19 protein-coding genes are annotated in these 17,994 nt (G+C 67.2%); 11 read left to right on the top strand and 8 right to left on the bottom strand.

What is annotated here, in order from left to right:
- Positions 1–46 precede the first annotated feature (46 nt).
- Complete coding sequence (locus tag MUU56_RS20275) at positions 47–967, top strand: GntR family transcriptional regulator (RefSeq protein WP_244769095.1); 921 nt, start codon at positions 47–49, stop codon at positions 965–967.
- A gap of 15 nt (positions 968–982) precedes the next feature.
- Here MUU56_RS20275 and MUU56_RS20270 read toward each other — a convergent pair whose 3' ends face one another.
- Entirely contained in the window at positions 983–1,474 is a 492-nt protein-coding gene (locus MUU56_RS20270; RefSeq protein WP_244769094.1) for an Lrp/AsnC family transcriptional regulator, read from the bottom strand.
- A 130-nt stretch (positions 1,475–1,604) separates the two neighbouring features.
- Here MUU56_RS20270 and MUU56_RS20265 point away from each other — a divergent pair, with 130 nt between their 5' ends.
- A complete protein-coding gene (locus MUU56_RS20265) occupies positions 1,605–2,021 on the top strand; it encodes a DUF2000 domain-containing protein (RefSeq protein ID WP_244769093.1) in 417 nt (138 codons plus the stop codon).
- 3 nt (positions 2,022–2,024) lie between these two features.
- On the opposite strand, the gene MUU56_RS20260 is transcribed toward MUU56_RS20265, so the two are convergent.
- Complete coding sequence (locus MUU56_RS20260) at positions 2,025–2,648, bottom strand: TetR/AcrR family transcriptional regulator (protein ID WP_244769092.1); 624 nt, start codon at positions 2,646–2,648, stop codon at positions 2,025–2,027.
- A gap of 101 nt (positions 2,649–2,749) precedes the next feature.
- Here MUU56_RS20260 and MUU56_RS20255 point away from each other — a divergent pair, with 101 nt between their 5' ends.
- From MUU56_RS20255 to MUU56_RS20245, 3 genes are all read left to right on the top strand, one after another.
- Complete coding sequence (locus MUU56_RS20255; RefSeq protein WP_244769091.1) at positions 2,750–3,490, top strand: SDR family NAD(P)-dependent oxidoreductase; 741 nt, start codon at positions 2,750–2,752, stop codon at positions 3,488–3,490.
- 179 nt (positions 3,491–3,669) lie between these two features.
- Positions 3,670–4,641, top strand: coding sequence for a sugar-binding transcriptional regulator (locus MUU56_RS20250; protein WP_064329097.1), 972 nt, complete (start codon positions 3,670–3,672; stop codon positions 4,639–4,641).
- 60 nt (positions 4,642–4,701) lie between these two features.
- Positions 4,702–6,756 (top strand): bifunctional aldolase/short-chain dehydrogenase, encoded by a 2,055-nt coding sequence (locus MUU56_RS20245; protein ID WP_244769090.1) that lies wholly within the window; start codon positions 4,702–4,704, stop codon positions 6,754–6,756.
- Between the two features lie 49 nt (positions 6,757–6,805).
- Here the strand turns inward: MUU56_RS20245 and MUU56_RS20240 are convergent, their stop codons facing one another.
- The 5 genes from MUU56_RS20240 to MUU56_RS20220 form a co-directional block, all read right to left on the bottom strand.
- A complete protein-coding gene (locus MUU56_RS20240) occupies positions 6,806–7,129 on the bottom strand; it encodes a type II toxin-antitoxin system RelE/ParE family toxin (protein WP_244769089.1) in 324 nt (107 codons plus the stop codon).
- The gene (locus MUU56_RS20235) at positions 7,129–7,404 is read right to left on the bottom strand and encodes a type II toxin-antitoxin system Phd/YefM family antitoxin (RefSeq protein ID WP_244769088.1); all 276 of its coding nucleotides are present in this window, start codon (positions 7,402–7,404) and stop codon (positions 7,129–7,131) included. Before MUU56_RS20235 ends, MUU56_RS20240 begins: the two co-directional genes overlap by 1 nt.
- Before the next feature lie 117 nt (positions 7,405–7,521).
- Entirely contained in the window at positions 7,522–8,565 is a 1,044-nt protein-coding gene (locus MUU56_RS20230; protein WP_244769087.1) for a substrate-binding domain-containing protein, read from the bottom strand.
- Positions 8,566–8,611: 46 nt separating this feature from the next.
- Complete coding sequence (locus tag MUU56_RS20225; protein ID WP_244769086.1) at positions 8,612–9,661, bottom strand: ABC transporter permease; 1,050 nt, start codon at positions 9,659–9,661, stop codon at positions 8,612–8,614.
- Positions 9,658–11,175 (bottom strand): sugar ABC transporter ATP-binding protein, encoded by a 1,518-nt coding sequence (locus MUU56_RS20220; RefSeq protein ID WP_244769085.1) that lies wholly within the window; start codon positions 11,173–11,175, stop codon positions 9,658–9,660. Before MUU56_RS20220 ends, MUU56_RS20225 begins: the two co-directional genes overlap by 4 nt.
- A 146-nt stretch (positions 11,176–11,321) precedes the next feature.
- Here MUU56_RS20220 and mtnK point away from each other — a divergent pair, with 146 nt between their 5' ends.
- Genes mtnK through MUU56_RS20195 form a run of 5 tightly spaced genes read left to right on the top strand, consistent with a single transcriptional unit; the run spans position 11,322 to position 16,746 of the window.
- Positions 11,322–12,593 (top strand): S-methyl-5-thioribose kinase, encoded by a 1,272-nt coding sequence (gene mtnK / locus MUU56_RS20215; protein WP_244769084.1) that lies wholly within the window; start codon positions 11,322–11,324, stop codon positions 12,591–12,593.
- Positions 12,590–13,684: an S-methyl-5-thioribose-1-phosphate isomerase gene (mtnA, locus tag MUU56_RS20210; protein ID WP_244769083.1), complete on the top strand. Its 1,095-nt coding sequence runs from the start codon at positions 12,590–12,592 to the stop codon at positions 13,682–13,684. Before mtnK ends, mtnA begins: the two co-directional genes overlap by 4 nt.
- A 4-nt stretch (positions 13,685–13,688) precedes the next feature.
- Positions 13,689–14,624 (top strand): thiamine pyrophosphate-dependent enzyme, encoded by a 936-nt coding sequence (locus tag MUU56_RS20205; protein ID WP_244769082.1) that lies wholly within the window; start codon positions 13,689–13,691, stop codon positions 14,622–14,624.
- Between the two features lie 2 nt (positions 14,625–14,626).
- Positions 14,627–15,628 (top strand): transketolase family protein, encoded by a 1,002-nt coding sequence (locus MUU56_RS20200; protein WP_244769081.1) that lies wholly within the window; start codon positions 14,627–14,629, stop codon positions 15,626–15,628.
- Positions 15,628–16,746, top strand: a complete 1,119-nt coding sequence (locus tag MUU56_RS20195) for a RuBisCO large subunit C-terminal-like domain-containing protein (protein WP_244769080.1) — start codon at positions 15,628–15,630, stop codon at positions 16,744–16,746. The genes MUU56_RS20200 and MUU56_RS20195 overlap by 1 nt, the downstream gene beginning before the upstream one ends.
- A gap of 9 nt (positions 16,747–16,755) precedes the next feature.
- Here the strand turns inward: MUU56_RS20195 and MUU56_RS20190 are convergent, their stop codons facing one another.
- Positions 16,756–17,013: a hypothetical protein gene (locus MUU56_RS20190; RefSeq protein ID WP_244769079.1), complete on the bottom strand. Its 258-nt coding sequence runs from the start codon at positions 17,011–17,013 to the stop codon at positions 16,756–16,758.
- Between the two features lie 220 nt (positions 17,014–17,233).
- Between MUU56_RS20190 and MUU56_RS20185 the strand changes: the two genes are divergently transcribed.
- Positions 17,234–17,830, top strand: coding sequence for a DUF4360 domain-containing protein (locus MUU56_RS20185; RefSeq protein WP_244769078.1), 597 nt, complete (start codon positions 17,234–17,236; stop codon positions 17,828–17,830).
- The last annotated feature ends 164 nt before the right edge of the window (positions 17,831–17,994 follow it).

The following is a 17,994-nucleotide window of genomic DNA, read 5'->3' as shown; positions in this document are numbered from 1 at the left end:
CATTGCGTTGTGTTCGCGCTATAATGCAAATGAACATGAGGGACCCATGGACGATACGGACCTTTCGGACGCCGAGCCGGCGGACGGCCCCAGCACCCTGCAGCTCGATCTGGCCCGCCGGATCATCGACCGGATCCGCGATGCGGACCTGACGGTCGGCACCCGCATTTCGGCGCCCGAGCTGGCGCGGCTCTTCGGCGTGTCGCGCTCGCCGATAGCGGGCGCGCTCGACCTGCTCGTGGAAAAGGGCGTGCTGCAGCCGATGGAGAAACGGGGCCTGCGCGTCGCGCGCGACGTCTCGACGCTCGACCTTGCCGAAATCCTGCCGGTCTCGCCGATCGAGGACCTCTACCGGCGCATGCTGCGCGAGCGGGCACAGGGCGCCCTGCCGCAGGACGTGTCGGAGGCCGAGCTCATGCCGCGCTACGGCGTGTCGCGCGGCACCGTGCGCAAGCTCCTGATGCGCTTCGCCGCCGAGGGGCTGGCGCAGCGCCTGCCCGGCCATGGCTGGCGCTTCGTCGATACGCTGGTCGGCGACGACGCCTATCGGGAGAGCTACGAGTTCCGCGCCATCGTCGAATGTTCGGCGCTGCGCACGCCGCATTTCAAGGTGGACAGGGAGATCGCCGCGCAGATCCGCCGCGCGCACGAGCGCATCCTCGGCGATCCCGCCAGCCGCTCGGGCAGCGACGAGTGGTTCCGCGTCAACGCCTTCTTCCACGAGAACCTTGCCGGCTTTTCCGGCAACCGGTTCCTCACCGACGCGATCCGCCACCAGAACAACCTGCGCCGCATGCAGGAATCGGCCGCCTTCTTCGAGCTGCCGGCCGAACGCATCGAGCAGTCCTGCCGCGAGCACCTCGCCATTCTCGATGCGGTGGAAAACGGCGACCTCGACTGGGCCGAGGCCCTGCTGCGCCAGCACCTGAAGCAGGCGCTGGAATACGGCACGGGCGACCGCGACTGACGCCCAGAGAAAACCTTACCGGCCGCGGCGGGCGCTCTCGGCAGGCAAGGGCAGGCCGCTGAAGGGCTTGATCTCCTTGAGGACGAAGGTGGTCTGCATCTCCTTGATGCCCGGCAGCCGCCGCACGACGCGCATGGCGAAGTCGGAATAGGTGTCGAGATCCTGCGAGACGACCTGCAGCAGGAAATCCGCATCCCCCGCGATGCTGTAGCAGGCGACGACGCAATCGAGCTTCATCACCTCGCTGGCAAAGGCCTCCGCCTCCGCCTCGGTGTGGCTGTCGATCTTGACGCGGATGAAGGCGAGGACCCCGAGGCCGATCTCCCGCCGGCCCAGCACCGCCATGTAGCGCTGGATGATCCCCTCGTCCTCCAGCTGCCGCACCCGCCGCCAGCACGGCGAGGCGGACATGCCCACCGCGCCCGAAAGCGCCTGGTTGCTCAAGCGCCCGTTCTCCTGAAGCGCCTTCAGGATCCTCACATCCGATGCGGCGAGCGTATCCGGCATGTCCTGCCTCTATATTTGCTATAATGGGCAGATCCTACCTTTCTTTCGACCTTTCCAGCAAGATCAGAAAGAACCTGCCCGCCTTCCCCCTGTAGTCTTGCCGGCACCGCAATACAGGAGAAAGGCCATCATGCTCCAGGACGTCCGCCTCGCCATCATCGTCAATCCCGACCTGCCGCCGGGCCATCTCGCCAATACGATCGCGGCCGTCTCGATCGGCATGGGGGCAGCCATGCCGGCGCTCGGCGCCCGCCAGCTCACCGACCGCCGGCAGGCGACGATCGACATCAGCGCCGACAGGCCCGTGCCGGTGCTGCAGGCGGACAGCCGGACGATCGGCGCGCTGCTGGCCAAGGCGCTGCCGCGGCAGGACGGCCGCGTCATCGTCGCCTTCCCGTCCTTCGCGCGCGCACTGCACAGCTATGCCGACTACGAGGCGACGTTCCCCGGGCGCGATCTCGGCGAGGAGACCATCGACGGGCTCGGGCTCGTCGGCGAAGGCCGATGGATCAAGTCCCTGACGGGTTCCCTGAAACTGCTTCGCTGACAACTACGCCGCCGGCGGGTGGGCGACGGACACGAGGTTTTCCCAGCCCGCCATGGCGCAGCCGGCGATGGCCAGCAGCGTCTCGCGGGACGCGCCGTCGCGCGCCTGGATGGAGAGGCCGTGCTGCACGGTGACGACATAGGCCGTGATGGCCTCGACATCGGCCGTCGCGGGGAGATCGCCCTCCGCGACCGCCCGCCGCAGGCGCTCCCGCAGCACGGCCGTGGTCGCCGCGCGGTGGTGTTTCAGCGCGTCGCATATGGAGGGACTGGACCCTTCCGTCTGCGGCGCGGACAGCACGACCAGGCAGCCGCGGCGCTTTTCGTCACCCGCGAAGGCCTCTGCGGTGGCGCGCAGCAGGTGCGCACAGGCGGCTCGCGCGGTCGGGGCGGCCGGCACGCCTTCCCAGATGTCGCAGCCTTCCGTTGCGGAATAGAGCGTCAGCGCCTCCTGGAACAGCGCTTCCTTGCTGGTGAACGCCGCATAGAGGCTGGGCGCGTTGATGCCCATCGCCTCGGTGAGGTCCGCGAGCGAGGCGCGCTCGTACCCCTTCGCCCAGAAGACCTCCATGGCCTTGCGCAGGGCCGCGTCCCTGTCGAACGCCCGGGGTCGGCCACGTGGCGCCATTTCTCAGTCTCCTTTTCTGTATCGCTCGATAAATAAATCACTTGACGCGCTTCGGCAAGACGGCCAGTAGTTATGTATCGATCAATACAGAAAGGCAGGACATGGCAAATCTCGACGGAAAAACCGCCCTCGTCACCGGCGGCAGCAGGGGCATGGGCGCGGCGATCGCCCGGCGGCTGGCGCGGGAAGGCGCGCGCGTCACCCTCACCTATGCCAGCGCGGAGGCCGCGGCCGCGGCCACCGTTGCGGCCATCGAGGCCGCCGGCGGCAGGGCCGTTGCCATCAAGGCCGACAATCGCGACGCCGCGGCCCTCGCGGCGGCCGTCGACGCAACGGCGAAGGCCGAGGGCCGCATCGACATCCTCGTCAACAATGCCGGCATCTTCCATGCCGCGCCGCTCTCCGACCTGACGCTGGAGGATTTCGACCGCACGATCGACGTCAATGTGCGCGCCGTCTTCGTCGCCACCCGGCAAGCCATCGCCCACATGCCCGATGGCGGCCGGATCATCACCATCGGCAGCAACCTGGCGCAGCGCGTGCCCTGGCCGGGCATCAGCCTCTATGCGCTGAGCAAGGCGGCGCTGTCGGGCTTCACGCGCGGCATCGCCCGCGACCTCGGGCCAAGGGGGATCACCGCCAACATCATCCACCCGGGCTCCACCGATACGGACATGAACCCGGCGACAGGCGAGACGGCGGACACGCAGCGCGCGACGATGGCGATCCCGCGCTTCGGCAGCCCGGACGACATAGCGGCATTCGCCATCTGGCTGGCAGGGCCAGAGGCCCGCTTCGTGACGGGCGCCGAACACGTCATCGACGGCGGCACCAACGCATAGGACGCGCGGCGCGCGCCTCTCATGGAAGACGCGGACAGCGGAAGCGGCCGATGCCCTTCCGCTGTATTCGCGTGAAGGAAAACGGATGGTCGCGAGGCTTCGGGGCAGCACGATTCCAGCGCATTGACTTTTGTCAGCGACAATGAATAATGTCAAAATCCCTTCGCGAGAGACCCTTTATGCCCATTCGCGCCAACGACCAGATCATCCACAAGGCCGCCTGGCTCTATTATACGCATGGGCTGCGGCAGGATGAAGTGGCGCAGAAGCTGGAAATCTCCCGCGCCTCCATCGCCATGTATCTGCGCAAGGCGCGCGAGATGGGCATCGTCACCATCACCACCTCGACGGACCTCTTTTCCGACGACGTTCTCGCCCGCGAGCTGGAGGACGCCACGGGGCTGACGACGGCCTGGCTGGTGCCGGAGGACCGGCAGGCCATGGACCCGGCCGCCGAAATGCCCGTCGTCGCCGCCTCGGTCTTCCTCGAACTCATCAACAAGGGCGACCGGATCGGCGTCGCCTGGGGCCGCACCGTCTATCACATCGCCGATGTCATGCCCTTCGCCGATCTCAGCGGCGTCACCGTCGTGCAGCTCTGCGGCAATCTCGGCGCGCCCTATTCCTATCGTCCCGACCAGTGCACCACGGAAATCGCCCGCCGCCTCAATGCGGAGGGCATCAATTTCTATGCGCCGCTCGTGCTGTCCTCCGAGCGGCTGGCCGAGGAGCTGCGCGGCGAGCCGGTCATCAGGGAACAGCTCGCGACGATTTCCGACTGCCAGCTCGCGCTCTATTCCGTCGGCGGCATCGAGGATGACAGCCATCTCGTCAAATGCGGCGCGCTCTCGGCCGCCGACATGCATGCGATGGGCGAGCGGGGCGCGGCCGGCGTCATCGCCGGCCAGCTCATCGACCACGACGGCCAGTGGATGGACTGCGAGCACAACCGGCGCTGCATCTCCGCCGACCTCGCCTCCATCCGCGCGATCCGCAAGCGCATGCTCGTCGTGCAGGAGGACAGCAAGTTCGAACCGCTGATGGCGGCGCTGAAGGGCGGCTTCGCCTCGCATCTCATCGTCACGGCATCGATGGCACGGCGGGTGCTGGACCGCTGGAACCGCGAAGGGCTCGGCAAGGCCGGGCGCTGAGCCAGGAAAATGTGCGGTCCGCCGATGCCGGCCGGGCCGGTTATCGGGAGGCTGAACACGATGGAAAATCTCTGGCGCGACGACGAGGCGGAACAGGTCGTCGCCGGCTATGCCGCGAAGGGCGTCAACCGGGACCTGGCGCTGCGCACCTATACGACGCGGCTCCTCGGCGGCGAGCCCCGGCTCGTGCTGCATGGCGGCGGCAACACCTCGGTGAAGACGGAGATGACCGACCTCGTCGGCGACGTGCATGCCGTGCTCTGCGTCAAGGGCAGCGGCTGGGACATGGGCACGATCGAGCCGCCGGGCCTGCCCGCGGTGAAGATCGGCCCGCTGCTGAAGAGCCGCAAGCTGCCAAAACTCTCGGACGAGGACATGGTGACGCTGCTGCGCGCCAACCTCATCGATCCCGGCGCGCCGAACCCGTCCGTCGAGGCGCTGCTGCACGCCTTCCTGCCGCACAAATTCGTCGACCACACCCATTCGACCGCCATCCTCGCCATCGCCGACCAGGCGGAGAGCGCAAGCATGTGCGCCGAACTCTTCGGCAAGAGGATGGGCTTCGTGCCCTATATCATGCCCGGCTTCGCCCTCGCCAAGGCGGCCGCCGAGGTGTTCGACCGGGACCCGACGGTCGAGGGCCTGATCCTCGACAAGCACGGCATCTTCACCTTCGGCGAAACGGCGAAGGAAGCCTATGACCGGATGATCCACCATGTCACCCTGGCCGAGGATCATGTGAAGCGGAACGGCCGCAACCCGTTCACGCCGGCCGCGCTTCCCGCCGCGCTCGCCGACCCCGGCGACATCGCGCCGATGCTGCGCGGCGCCGTCGCCGTCGACAGGGGCGAAGGGCGCTACGACCGCATGGTCAGCGTCTTCCGCGCCTCCCCGGCGATCCTGGATTTCGTCAACGCGGCGCAAGTCGCGGACATGGCCGCCCGCGGCGTCTCGACGCCCGACCTCTCGATCCGCATCAAGACGGGGCCGATGGTGCTGCCGGCCCCGGCGAAGGACGACCTTGCCGGCTATCGCGCCGTGATCGACGAAAGGGTCGCCGCCTTTGCGGCCGCCTACACCGACTATTTCCGCAGCAACGACGCCCGCGACGACATCAGGCGCGTCATGCTCGATCCGATGCCGCGCCTGACGCTGGTGCCCGGCCTCGGCATGTTCGGCCATGGCCGCACCTACAAGGACGCGACGATCGCCGTCGATGTCGGCGAGATGTGGATCGAGGCGGCGCGCGACGCGGAATCCGTCGGCCGCTTCGAGCCGGTCAGCCGGCCGGACCTCTTCGACCTCGAATACTGGTCGCTGGAGCAGGCGAAGCTGGCGGGCGCCAGGCCGAAGCCGTTCACCGGCCAGGTCGTGCTCGTCACCGGCGGCGCGGGCGCCATCGGCGCGGCGATCGCCAAGGCCTTCGTGGCGGAAGGCGCGCATGCCGTCGTGCTCGACCTCGACGGCGGGAAGGCGGCGGCGGTGGCGAAGGCCGCCGGCAACCATTCGATCGGCATCGCCGCCGACATCACCGATCCCGCCTGCGTGCGCGCCGCCTTCGATCAGGCCGTCGCCACCTTCGGCGGCGTCGACATCGTCGTTTCCAATGCGGGCGCGGCATGGGAAAGCCCGATCGCCACGATGGACGACGCGTTGCTGCGCAAGAGCTTCGAACTGAACTTCTTCGCCCACCAGAGCGTCGCGCAGAACGCCGTGCGCATCATGAAGGCGCAGAAGACCGGCGGCGTGCTGCTCTTCAACGCCTCCAAGCAGGCGGTCAATCCGGGTGCGAAATTCGGCGCCTACGGCCTGCCGAAGGCCGCGACGCTGTTCCTGTCGCGGCAATACGCGCTGGAGCACGGCGCCGACCATATCCGCGTCAACGCCGTCAACGCCGACCGCATCCGCTCGGGCCTGCTCAACGACGAGATGATCGAGAGCCGCGCCGCGGCCCGCGGCCTTTCCGTCAAGGACTATATGGGCGGCAACCTGCTCGGCCTCGAAGTGACCGCCGAGGACGTCGCCCGCGCCTTCGTGCACCACGCGCTCGCCGAACGCACGACCGCCGACGTGACCACCGTCGACGGCGGCAATATCGCGGCCGCGATGCGCTGAGCTATCGAAGAGAAGACAAAGGGAGCGGCTTGCGGCTCGTCCCGAAACCCTATCGAAGAAGCCGGCGCTCAAGAAACGACTGCATGTCCCGGCGGCCGTCGACGACACAATAGATGACGACGTCCGATCCCATGATACGGTAGATCATGCGCCAGGGTTTGTGATGGATCTCGCGATAGTCGCCGATCCCGATGGATACCAATTCCCTCGGGATGCTCCCGCGCTCCGGGAATTCTTCGAGGCTCATCGCGGCCGCCTCGATCTCGCCGAGAATGCGCTCGGCGGTTTCCGCCCCGTCGCGGCGGGCGATGAAGCGATAGAGGTATTCGATATCCCGTTCGGCGTCCTCGGAGAGAAGAACGCGCCAGCCCATCAGCGTTCGGCGAGGCGCTGCCGGATCTGCGTGAAGGCTTCGCCGGCCGGGCGCACCTTGCCCTCGTCCACCTGGCGATTGGTCAGGGCCAGGACCTTGAGGAGGGCCAGGGTCTCCTGGGTTTCTTCATATTGGCCGACGTCCTGAAGCACGGCCTTGGCCTCGCCATGCACGGTCAGCACCACGGGCCGGCGGGTTTCCGCCAGAGAGCGGACGACCTCCGGCGCATGCGCCTTCAAGTAGCTGATCGGCCGGACCTGTTCGGAAAGCTTCATCGCGACGGCTCCTTTGGACCAGATATAGTCCTTTAAATGGTCCGGGACAACCTTGGGGCCGAACGGAAAGGGCGGCCTTGTGGACCGCCCTCCCGCAACCAAAACGTGCCCGAAAAATCACGGCTTCGGCATCCATGCCGGCATGGCGACGTCGGCATGGGCGAACTGCGGCAGCTTGGCGCCGAGCTCCTCCATGTTCTTGATGTCCTGGTCGTTGAGGTCCTGCTGGGTGATCAGCGTCGGCGGCACGATGACCTGCTTGCCGGGATCCTCGCCGGCGAGCAGCATGGCCAGCGAGCGGACGGAGACCTGGCCGACCACGGCCGGGTTCGTCGCGGCCGTCGCGACCCAGGCGGAGCCGGATTCGCGCATGGCGGCGATATCGGAGGTCGAGATGTCGGCCGAGTAGATCTTCACGCTGGAGGAGAGGCCCGCCTCGTCGACGGCGATCTTCACGCCCTTGGCGAATTCGTCATAGGGGGCGAACATCACGGTGATGTCGGGATTGGCGGAGATCACCGAGCGGGCCTGGTTGGCGACCGAGTTGGCGATCGGGTTGTCCATCGTGCCGAACTGGGCGGCCTCGTTGATGCCCGGATACTTCGCCTTGAATTCCTTCCAGGTCTCGTCGCGGCGGTCGAGCGGCGCGATGCCGGCGACGTAGACATAGCCCGCCTTGAAGCTCTCGCCATTGTCCTTGATCGCCTGTTCGAGGGCAAGGCGCGCGAGGTCGCGGTCGGACTGCTCGATCTGCGGGATCTTCTCGTTCTCGACGTTGACGTCGAAGGCGACGACCTTGATGCCGGCATCGACCGCGCGCTGGGCGGCCTCCTTCATGGATTCCGTCAGGCCGTGCTGGATGATGATGCCCTGAACGCCGAGCGCGATCGCCTGGTCGACCATGTCGGCCTGGAGGGCCGCGTCCTGGCGGCTGTCGAAGACCTGCAACTCCACGCCGATGGCTTTCGCCTGCGCCTCGACGCCGGCGAGATAGGACTGGAAGAAGTCGCCGGTCGAAAGGTAGCGCACGAGCGCGATCTTCACGTCGCCGGGCTTGTCGAAGGGCGCCGGCATGTCGGCGGCGAAGGACGGCACGGCGAAGGCCGCCGCGCCCATCAGCCCGAGCGTTAATTTGCCCAGGGTTCTGCGAGTAAGGTTCATGTCAGTCTCCTCCACTGGTGAACTTTTGGTTGTCCGCTGAGCGGTCTCAGCGTTTGCCTCTTTTCGAGAGCGCAAAGGTGAAGATCAGGGCGATGACGAGCACCGCGCCCTTGATGAAATCCTGCGTGTAATAGGGCGCGTTCATCATCGTCAGGCCCTGCAGGAGGATGCCGACGAAGAGCGCGCCGACGGCGGTGCCGAAGGCGTTCGGCTTGGCCGCGCCCAGCACGGCAAAGCCGATCAGCGCGGCGGCGACGGCGTCGAGAAGCAGGTTGTTGCCGGAGGCGATGTCGCCGCGGCCGAGACGGGCGGCGAGCAGGATGCCGCCGATCGAGGCGAAGACGCCGGAAATGATGTAGGCCGAGATCTTGTAGGCGTTGACGGGGGCGCCGGCGAGGCTCGCCGCCCGCTCGTTCGAGCCGACGGCATACATCATGCGGCCGAAGCGGGTGTATTCCAGGAAGAACCAGATGACGATGGCGAGCACGATCAGCACGACGACCGAGACCGGCACGAGATTGGGCAGGATCAGATCGAAGCGGTGGCGGCCGAGCGCGAGGAAGGCGGGGCTGAAGGCGCCCGTCGCCGTCGAGCCGTCCGGCAGCGTCATGCCGGTCGCGATGGAGCGGCCCTCGGTCGGGATGCGCTGGAGGCCGAGCAGGAGGAACATCATGCCGAGCGTGGCGAGAAGATCCGGCACGCGCATGTAGACGATGATGACGCCGTTGACGAGGCCGACGAGCACGCCGACGGCAAGGCAGACCAGCGTCGCCGTCAGCGCGTCGCCGCCCATCACCACCATGACATAGGACGAGGCCATCATCGCCGTGGTGGCGACGGAGCCGATGGAAAGGTCGAAGCCGCCGACGACCAGCGTCGCCGTGACGCCGAGCGCGAGGATGCCGGTGATCGAGACGGACTGCAGGATGAAGACGGCGCTCTGCGGCGAGGCGAAACCGCCCGTCACCAGCGAGAAATAGAGCACCATGCCGGCGAGCAGCACGAGGAAGCCGTATTTGATGGCGGCTTCCCTGACATTGAGGGCCGGCGGCGGGACGGGGCCGGCGGCCGCCTGTTTGCTCTGTTCGCTGCTCATGATGCATGGACCTGTTGATAGAATTGCCCGGCGATCTCGGAGAGCAGCCGCTCGACGTCGATATCGGCGTTGCGGTGCGCGCCGACGATGGTCTGCTCCGACATCACGAGGATGCGGTCGGCGACCTCGAAGGCTTCGTCGAGTTCGGTCAGGAAGAGGATGGTGGAGCGGCCGGCGGCCGAGGCGCGCAGCTTCTCGCCGATGTCGCGGCGGGCGGCGATGTCGACGCCCTGGAACGGTTCGTCGAGGATGAGGAGGCGCGAGGGCTCGGAGAGCCAGCGGCCGACCATGACCTTCTGCTGGTTGCCGCCCGACAGCGTCTGCATCTCGTCGCGCTCGCTGCGGCAGACGACGCCGAGCGCATCGATCTGCCGGCGCGCCTTCGCCCTCTCCGCCCGGCGGCTCGCGACGCCGAAGGCCGAGAGCCGGCGCAGGAACGGCAGGCTGATATTCTCGTAGATGTTGAAATCCGGCACGATGCCGCTGATCGCGCGGTCCTTGGCGACGAGGAAGACGCCGCGGGCGATCGCCTGGCCCGTGCTTTGCGGCGCATAGGCCCGGCCGTCGAGCGTCATTTCGCCCGCCGCCGGCGCGCGGGCGCCGAAGAGCGTCTCGGCGAGCGCCGTCTTGCCGACGCCGACGAGGCCGGTGACGGCGACGATCTCGCCGTCGCCGAGGTCGAAATCGAACGGCCGCGCCTGCTCGGAGAGCTTCAGGTCCCGCACGCTGAAGACCGGAGCGCCCGCCTCGCGCACGGCGACCGCGCCGGCCGAGACCTTGCGGCCGAGCATGGCGTTGACCGCGCCCTCGTAATCGAGCTCCGGCCCTTCGAAACGGCCGGTGATGCGGCCGTCGCGCAGCGAGAGGATGCTGTCGGCAAGGCGGCGGATATCCGACATGCGGTGCGAGATATAGAGAATGGCGACGCCGCGTGCCTTCAGCCGGTCGACGAGATCGAACAGGCGGTCGGCCTCGGCGCTGGAGAGCGAGGAGGTCGGCTCGTCGAGGATCAGCACCTTCGGCTCGTGCGCCATGGCCCGCGCGATCGCCACCATCTGGCGGTCGGCGAGCGTCAGGTCGTTGATGTTGGCGGCAAGATCGATGGCAAGGCCCATGCGGGCGGCGACAGCCGCGGCCTCGCGGCGCACCCGGCGCGGATTGAAGAACAGTTTCGCGCCGCGCCCGTTCAGCCGGTCGAGCGTGAGGTTGGTGGCGACGTCGAGATCGGCGACGACGCCGTCATTGATGTTCTGGTGCACGGTGACGACGCCGGCGCGGATCGCCTCGGCGGGCGTTGCCGGCTCGAAGGACTGGCCGGCGAGCGCGATGGCGCCGGCATCGCGCGTGTAGACGCCGGAGAGGATGCGCACGAGCGTGGACTTGCCGGCACCGTTCGCGCCCATCAGAACCGTCACCGCGCCGGCCCTGAGGTCGAGGTCCACCCCCTGGAGCACCGTCACCGGCCCAAAGGACTTGCGCACGCCCTCGATGCGAAACACCGCCTCACCGCTCATTCTTTCCTCCCGATGACGGCAGGTTAGGATAGGCTCTCATCAAATGTCAAGGCCATTGACATTTGACAGAATGCTGCCTTAGCTGTGCGCAAGGATGGTGGGACGACAGGCGGCGGAGGCCGCGTCCCGTCGCGGAGGAGAAGCATATGGAAAGCCAGGTCTTCACGGCGCTGAGCGTCGAGACATTGCCGGATCGGCTGGGCGGCAACGCCGTCCTCAAGGCGAAAATCGGGGCGGATTCGTCCCATTGGAACGTCAGGGAGGTCGGCGACGGCAACCTCAACCTCGTCTTCATCGTAACGGGGGATCAGGGCGCGGCGATCGTCAAGCAGGCGCTGCCCTATGTGCGGCTCGTCGGCGAAAGCTGGCCGCTGCCGCTCAAGCGCTCCTTCTTCGAATATCACGCGCTGACGCGGCAGGCCGCGCGCGATCCGGGCATGGTGCCGGAGATCTACGTCTTCGACGAGGCGCAGGCGCTCATCGTCATGGAATACCTGACGCCGCACGTCATCCTGCGCCGCGCGCTGATCGACGGGCGCGCGCTGCCGAGGATCGGACGAGACCTCGGGCTCTTTGCCGCCCGCACGCTGTTCCGCGGCTCGGACCTTTCCATGGCAACGCGGGAGAAGAAGGCGGACCTCGCGCTCTTCGCCGACAATGTCGAGCTCTGCGACATCACGGAAAACCTCGTCTTTTCCGATCCCTATTTCGAGGCGGCGCTCAACCGCCACACCACGCCGCAGCTCGACCCGATCGTGGCGGAACTGCGCGCCGACCGCGACCTCAAGGTGGAGGCGCAGCGGCTGAAGCATCTCTTCTCCGCCAAGGCCGAAACGCTCTGCCATGGCGACCTGCACACCGGCTCCGTCATGGTGACGGACGACGAGACGCGCGTCATCGACCCGGAATTCGCCTTCTACGGCCCGATCAGCTTCGACGTCGGCATGCTGATCGCCAATTTCTGGATGAGCTATTTTTCGCAAGCCGGCCATGAGACGGCGCCCGGCGCGCGCGACGGCATGCGCGCCTATCTGCTCGATACGATCGAGACGCTCTGGGAAACGTTCCGGGCCGAATTCGCCCATCTCTGGCGCACGGAGCGCAAGGGCATCCTCTATCAGGCGAGCCTCTTCGAGGACCGTGGCGACCCGCTCGCCGCCGAGCAGGCGCTCGCCATCGTCATCGACGAGATCTGGCGCGAGATGCTGGGTTTCGCCGGCATCGAGATCCATCGCCGCATCCTGGGCCTGGCCCACAACGCCGATTTCGAAACCATCGCCGACCCCGACCGCCGCGCGCCCTGCGAGACCAGGGCGCTGAAGCTCGGGCGTCACCTCGCCGTCAACCGGCAGCGCATCCACAGCCTCCGCGACATCCGCGAGACCGTGGAGCGGCTTGAAAAGGAGATCCTCGCGTGAAAGTCGGAGAACGCCACTACCATACGATCTGGCTGAACGAGGACGGCCGTTCGGTCGACATCATCGACCAGCGCTGGCTGCCGCACGAGTTCCGCGTCGTGACGCTCACGACCGTCGCCGACATCGCCACCGCGATCCGCGACATGTGGGTGCGCGGCGCGCCGCTGATCGGCGTCACCGCCGCCTATGGCGTCGCCATCGCCATGGCGAAGGACCCGTCGGATGCGCATCTCGACGCCGTGTGGGAAGAGCTCAACGAAACGCGCCCGACCGCCATCAACCTGCGCTGGGCGCTGAACGCGATGCGCGAGCACCTTCGCCCACTGCCGGAAGGCGAGCGCGCGGCCGCCGCCTATGCGCGCGCCGCGGAGATCGCGGAAGAGGATGTCGAGCTCAACCGCGCCATCGGTGCGAACGGCCTCGACGTGATCCGCGGGATCGCGGCGAAGAAAAAGCCGGGCGAGCCGGTGCGCATCCTCACCCATTGCAATGCCGGCTGGCTGGCGACCGTCGACTACGGCACCGCGACCGCGCCGATCTACATGGCCGTCGAGGAAGGCATTCCCGTCCACGTCTATGTCGACGAGACGCGGCCGCGCAACCAGGGGGCCTACCTCACCGCCTGGGAGATGAACGGCCATGGCGTGCCGCACACGCTGATCGTCGACAATGCCGGCGGCCATCTCATGCAGCACGGCGACGTCGACCTGGTGATCGTCGGCACCGACCGCACCACGGCGAACGGCGACGTCTGCAACAAGATCGGCACCTACCTGAAGGCGCTCGCCGCGCGCGACAACAACGTGCCCTTCTATGTGGCGCTCCCCTCGCCCACCATCGACTGGACGGTAGGGGACGGCATCCGGGAAATCCCGATCGAGGAGCGGGCCGGCGACGAGGTGAGCTTCGTGCAGGGCCGCGCCAGCGACGGCTCGATCGCCAGCGTGCGCATCTCGCCGGAGGGCAGCCCGGCGGCGAACCCCGCCTTCGACGTCACGCCCGCGCGCCTCATCACCGGCCTCATCACGGAGCGCGGCATCGCCACGCCCTCGCCCGAGGGCCTGAAGGCGCTCTTTCCCGAACGGAGCTGAGACGATGAGCCTTGCGAACGAAAAATCCACCGGGGACATCGCGCTCGGCATCCGCCGGCGCGTCTTCTTCCACACGATGAAGAACAATGGCGGTTATCTCAGCCAGGCCTGCTCGGCCGCAGAGAGCCTGGCGCTGCTCTACAACGAACTTCTGACGCTCGGCGAACCCACGCTGCCCAAGGTGCCCTTGCCGTTCCGCGGCGTGCCCTCGGCGCACAATCCCGATGCCTTCACCGGCGCGGGCTACCATGGCCCGGCCGGGCCGGAATTCGATCGTTTCTTCATCTCGCCCGCCCATTATGCGCTCGTCATCTATTCCGCGCTGATCGAGACGGGCCGCATGGACGAGCACGCACTCGACCATTTCAACAAGGACGGCGGTTCGGTCGAGATGATCGGCGCCGAGCACAGCCCCGGCATGGAGGTGACGACGGGCTCGCTGGCGCAGGGCCTTTCCATGGCCTCCGGCGTCGCCTGGGCGCGGCTCAGGAAAAAGGAGCCCGGCAAGGTCTGGGTCTACATGTCCGACGGCGAGTTCCAGGAGGGGCAGACCTGGGAATGCCTTGCGGCGACGAGCTACCACGGGATCGACAATATCCGCGTCATCGTCGACGTGAACCGCCAGCAATGCGACGGGGCGATGTCCTCCGTGCTCGATCTCGGCGATCTTGCCGCCCGCGTCGCCGCCTTCGGCGTCACCTGCCGTTCGGTGGACGGCCACGATCTTGCAGCGCTCCGCGCTGCGGCGGAGAGCGCCGAGGCCGGCAAGCCGCTCGTCATCCTCGCCAACACCTCGCCCTATCAGGGCATGGATTTTCTGAAGAAGCGTTTCCCGCGCCTCCACTACGTTCGCTTCAAGAGCACCGAGGAACGGCTGGAAATGCAGGCGGCGCTCGCCGCCGAACTCGGCGTCGACGTGAACGCGATGGAAGGGGCCTGACCATGGTCGAGATCGTCAACCGTCCCTATGCCAGGGCGTTCGAGGCCTTCGCCAGCGCGCGGCCGGAGGTTCTGTGCCTTTCCGCCGACCTCACCTCGTCCTGCGAGGTCGACGGGTTCCGCGACCGGCATCCGGACCAGTTCCTGTCGCTCGGCATGGCGGAGCAGAACATGCTCTCCTTCGCCGGCGGCCTCGCCATGCAGGGGTTCCGGCCGTTCCTGCACACCTTCTCGGTCTTCCTCTATCGCCGGCCCTATGACCAGCTGATCAATTCCATCGCCTATTCCAACCGCAAGGTGCGGCTGATGGGCTTCCTGCCCGGCATCACCACGCCCGGCGGCATCACGCACCAGGCGATCGAGGACATCGCCGTGCTGCGCGCCGTGCCGAACATGACGATCCTCGAGACGGGGGACGCGACGGAAGTCGAGACCGTGCTCGAGGTCGCCGACAGCATAGACGGGCCGGTCTATGTGCGCGTCCTGCGCGGCGAGGTGCCCCGCCTCTTCTCGACGCCCTTCGAATTCAACCGGCTGCGCACGCTTTCGGAGGGCGACGACATTCTCGTCGTCTCCTCGGGCGTCTGCACGGAGGAGGCCTTGCGTGCGATCCAGCCGCTGAAGACCCGCGGCGTCGGCGTGCACCACCTGCACGCCTCGACGCTGAAGCCCTTCGACCGGGACGGCCTCCTGAAGGCCGCCCGCGGAAAGAAGGGCATCGTGACGCTGGAGAACCACACGATCGTCGGCGGCCTCGGCTCGCTGGTGGCGGAAATCCTCGCCGAGGAGGGGCTGGGCATCCGCCTCAAGCGCCTCGGCCTCGACGACACTTTCGCGCATGGCGCATCGAAGCCCTATCTCATGAAGAAATACGGGCTCGACGCCGGGGCGCTCGTCACCGCCATCGAGGCGCTGCTCGGCAAGACGCTTGGTATCGGCGAGGAGGAACTGGCGGAGGTGCGCCTCGATCATGTGCATTCGGCCCAGAAGGCCGAGGCACTCTGATGGCGCCGCGCTTCACCGTCCGCTACTTCGTCCGTGCGGCCGATGCGGCGGAAGCCCGGGCCCGGGCGCTCGACATCGCGCTGGAGCAGACGGTCGAGATCCCGCGCGACGTGGTGCCGAAGGGCTATGTGGAGGACGAGATCCTCGGCAGGCTGGAAACGCTGGAGCAGGCCCCGGACGGGCGGGCGGGCTTTCTCGCGACGATCTCCTATTCCGAGGACGATGTCGGCGGCGACTTCCTGCAGTTCCTCAACATCGTCTTCGGCAACAGCTCGATCAAGCCGGGCCTCAAGGTCGAGGATATCGGCCTTTCGCCGGGCATTCTTTCGCTTTGCAAGGGGCCGCGCCATGGCATTGCGGGGCTTCGCGCCCGCGCGGGCATCGGCGATATCCCGCTCCTCATGTCGGCGATCAAGCCCGTCGGCCTTTCCACGGCCGCGCTGGCCCGCCTCGCCCACGATTTCGCGCTCGGCGGCATGCACTACGTGAAGGACGACCACGGGCTGGTCGACCAGAGGACCGCGCCCTTCTCCGAGCGGCTGAAGGCCTGCGTCGAGGCCGTTGGCGAGGCGAATGCGAAGAGCGGCGGGCGGACCAGCTTCGTGCCCAATATCACCGGCCCGGCCGACGCCGTCCTCGAAAGGGCGAAGGAAGCGGAGGCCGCCGGCGCGGGCGCCGTCATGATCGCCCCGGCGCTTGCCGGCTACGACGTGGCGCGCACGCTGGCCGCGGATCCGGATTTTTCCCTGCCCATCGTCGCGCATCCCGCCTTTTCCGGCGCGAATGTCGTTTCGCCGGATTGCGGTTTCTCGCACCGGGCCTTCTACGGCGTGCTGCACCGGCTGATGGGCGCGGACGCCGTGGTCTTTCCGAATTTCGGCGGCCGCTTCGGCTTCACCCGCGAGGAATGCCGGTCGATCGCGCAGGCCTGCGCGGCGGAGATGGACGGGCCGAAGGCGAGCGTCCCGGCGCCGGGCGGCGGCGTGAATTTCGCCCGCGTGCCGGAGATGCGCGCGGTCTACGGCAAGGACGTCATGTATCTTGTCGGCGGCGCGCTGCTGCAGGAGCCGAACCTTGTCGACGGCTGCCGGCGTCTCGCCGAAGCGGTCTATGCCTGACCTTGCGGATCAGGACGGATCGAACGTCGCATAGCCGCCGCAATTGCGCGCGCCGTAGCGGCAGTCGCGCGGCCGGTAGAGCCGCCGGTAGCCACCCTCCTCGGCGCGGATCGCCTGCCGCCGCTGGTGCGCGCGCATGGCCGGCGAGACCGCGCCGGAATAGCCGGGGCGCACATCCGCCGCACGCTCCGTCGTGCAGCCGGCAAGCACCGTGCCGGCGGCCAGCATGATCACGAGCATTCCTGGAATGGCCGGGACAATACGCATCTGGGCTCTCCTCGCCTCGGGCAGGCCGGGCCTGCCACGGTTTTGCCCTCTAAAGGCTCGTTTACGGACATTTTTCTTTAAAACGCTGTTAACTGCGCAGCGTACAGATTGGCACAAGCCGGATGACTCCAGAATGAACGCAGTGCTCAGGGACGGTTCAGGTCGCCGCTGCCATTCATTGAAACGAACGTCAGGTTCGGTTCGAAATCGAGGAAATTCCATGAAAACCGCTGGTATCCTGCTTGCATCTCTTCTTCTCGCCACGGCTGCGCAGGCGCAGACGGACGACATCTCGCTCGGCACGCCCGGCTACGGCGGCAGCGGCTGCCCGGCCAACAGCGTCGCGGCGACGCTGAGCCCGGACGGCAAGGCGCTCAGCCTTCTCTTCGACGAATATGTCGTGGAAGCCGGCGGCGAGACCGGAAAGTCCTTCGACCGCAAGACCTGCAACGTCGCGATCCCGGTCCATGTGCCGCAGGGCCGCAGCGTCTCGGTGCTCGCCATCGACTATCGCGGCTTCAACCAGCTGCCGCGCGGCGCCCGCTCGCAGTTCAACGTCGAATATTTCTTCGCCGGCACGCGCGGCCCGGCTTTCCGCCAGACCTTCACCGGCCCGCAGGAGAAGGACTACCTGATCTCCAACAAGCTGACGGCCGAATCGCTGGTCTGGTCGGCCTGCGGCGAGGACGTCAACCTGCGCACCAATTCCAGCATCCGCGTCAACACCAACCGCGGCCAGGAAGCCATGGCGACGGTCGACACGCAGGACGTCAAGGCCGCGATCATCTACCGTCTGCAGTGGCGCAAGTGCCGCTAAAGCATTTCCAGCAAAAGTGCGAAGCGGTTTTGCGTCCGGAAATGCGGCAAAGCAAAGGGTTAGAGCGTTTTCGCGATTCGGAGAAAAGCGGAAACGCTCTAAGTCCGGCAGGACGCGTTTCCTGAACGGGAAAACGCCCTATCCTTCGCCTTCATGAACCGGGC

The sequence above is a fragment of the Shinella yambaruensis genome (assembly GCF_022899355.1).
Lineage (GTDB): Bacteria > Pseudomonadota > Alphaproteobacteria > Rhizobiales > Rhizobiaceae > Shinella > Shinella yambaruensis.
This window is presented reverse-complemented; position numbering and strand designations above follow the sequence as displayed.

Excerpts from the sequence above, each read along its gene's own strand:
- MUU56_RS20275 (WP_244769095.1), top strand. The coding sequence starts at position 47 with ATGGACGATACGGACCTTTCGGACGCCGAGCCGGCGGACGGCCCCAGC.
- MUU56_RS20270 (WP_244769094.1), bottom strand. The coding sequence starts at position 1,474 with ATGCCGGATACGCTCGCCGCATCGGATGTGAGGATCCTGAAGGCGCTT.
- MUU56_RS20265 (WP_244769093.1), top strand. The coding sequence starts at position 1,605 with ATGCTCCAGGACGTCCGCCTCGCCATCATCGTCAATCCCGACCTGCCG.
- MUU56_RS20260 (WP_244769092.1), bottom strand. The coding sequence starts at position 2,648 with ATGGCGCCACGTGGCCGACCCCGGGCGTTCGACAGGGACGCGGCCCTG.
- MUU56_RS20255 (WP_244769091.1), top strand. The coding sequence starts at position 2,750 with ATGGCAAATCTCGACGGAAAAACCGCCCTCGTCACCGGCGGCAGCAGG.
- MUU56_RS20250 (WP_064329097.1), top strand. The coding sequence starts at position 3,670 with ATGCCCATTCGCGCCAACGACCAGATCATCCACAAGGCCGCCTGGCTC.
- MUU56_RS20245 (WP_244769090.1), top strand. The coding sequence starts at position 4,702 with ATGGAAAATCTCTGGCGCGACGACGAGGCGGAACAGGTCGTCGCCGGC.
- MUU56_RS20240 (WP_244769089.1), bottom strand. The coding sequence starts at position 7,129 with ATGGGCTGGCGCGTTCTTCTCTCCGAGGACGCCGAACGGGATATCGAA.
- MUU56_RS20235 (WP_244769088.1), bottom strand. The coding sequence starts at position 7,404 with ATGAAGCTTTCCGAACAGGTCCGGCCGATCAGCTACTTGAAGGCGCAT.
- MUU56_RS20230 (WP_244769087.1), bottom strand. The coding sequence starts at position 8,565 with ATGAACCTTACTCGCAGAACCCTGGGCAAATTAACGCTCGGGCTGATG.
- MUU56_RS20225 (WP_244769086.1), bottom strand. The coding sequence starts at position 9,661 with ATGAGCAGCGAACAGAGCAAACAGGCGGCCGCCGGCCCCGTCCCGCCG.
- MUU56_RS20220 (WP_244769085.1), bottom strand. The coding sequence starts at position 11,175 with ATGAGCGGTGAGGCGGTGTTTCGCATCGAGGGCGTGCGCAAGTCCTTT.
- mtnK (WP_244769084.1), top strand. The coding sequence starts at position 11,322 with ATGGAAAGCCAGGTCTTCACGGCGCTGAGCGTCGAGACATTGCCGGAT.
- MUU56_RS20205 (WP_244769082.1), top strand. The coding sequence starts at position 13,689 with ATGAGCCTTGCGAACGAAAAATCCACCGGGGACATCGCGCTCGGCATC.
- MUU56_RS20200 (WP_244769081.1), top strand. The coding sequence starts at position 14,627 with ATGGTCGAGATCGTCAACCGTCCCTATGCCAGGGCGTTCGAGGCCTTC.
- MUU56_RS20195 (WP_244769080.1), top strand. The coding sequence starts at position 15,628 with ATGGCGCCGCGCTTCACCGTCCGCTACTTCGTCCGTGCGGCCGATGCG.
- MUU56_RS20190 (WP_244769079.1), bottom strand. The coding sequence starts at position 17,013 with ATGCGTATTGTCCCGGCCATTCCAGGAATGCTCGTGATCATGCTGGCC.
- MUU56_RS20185 (WP_244769078.1), top strand. The coding sequence starts at position 17,234 with ATGAAAACCGCTGGTATCCTGCTTGCATCTCTTCTTCTCGCCACGGCT.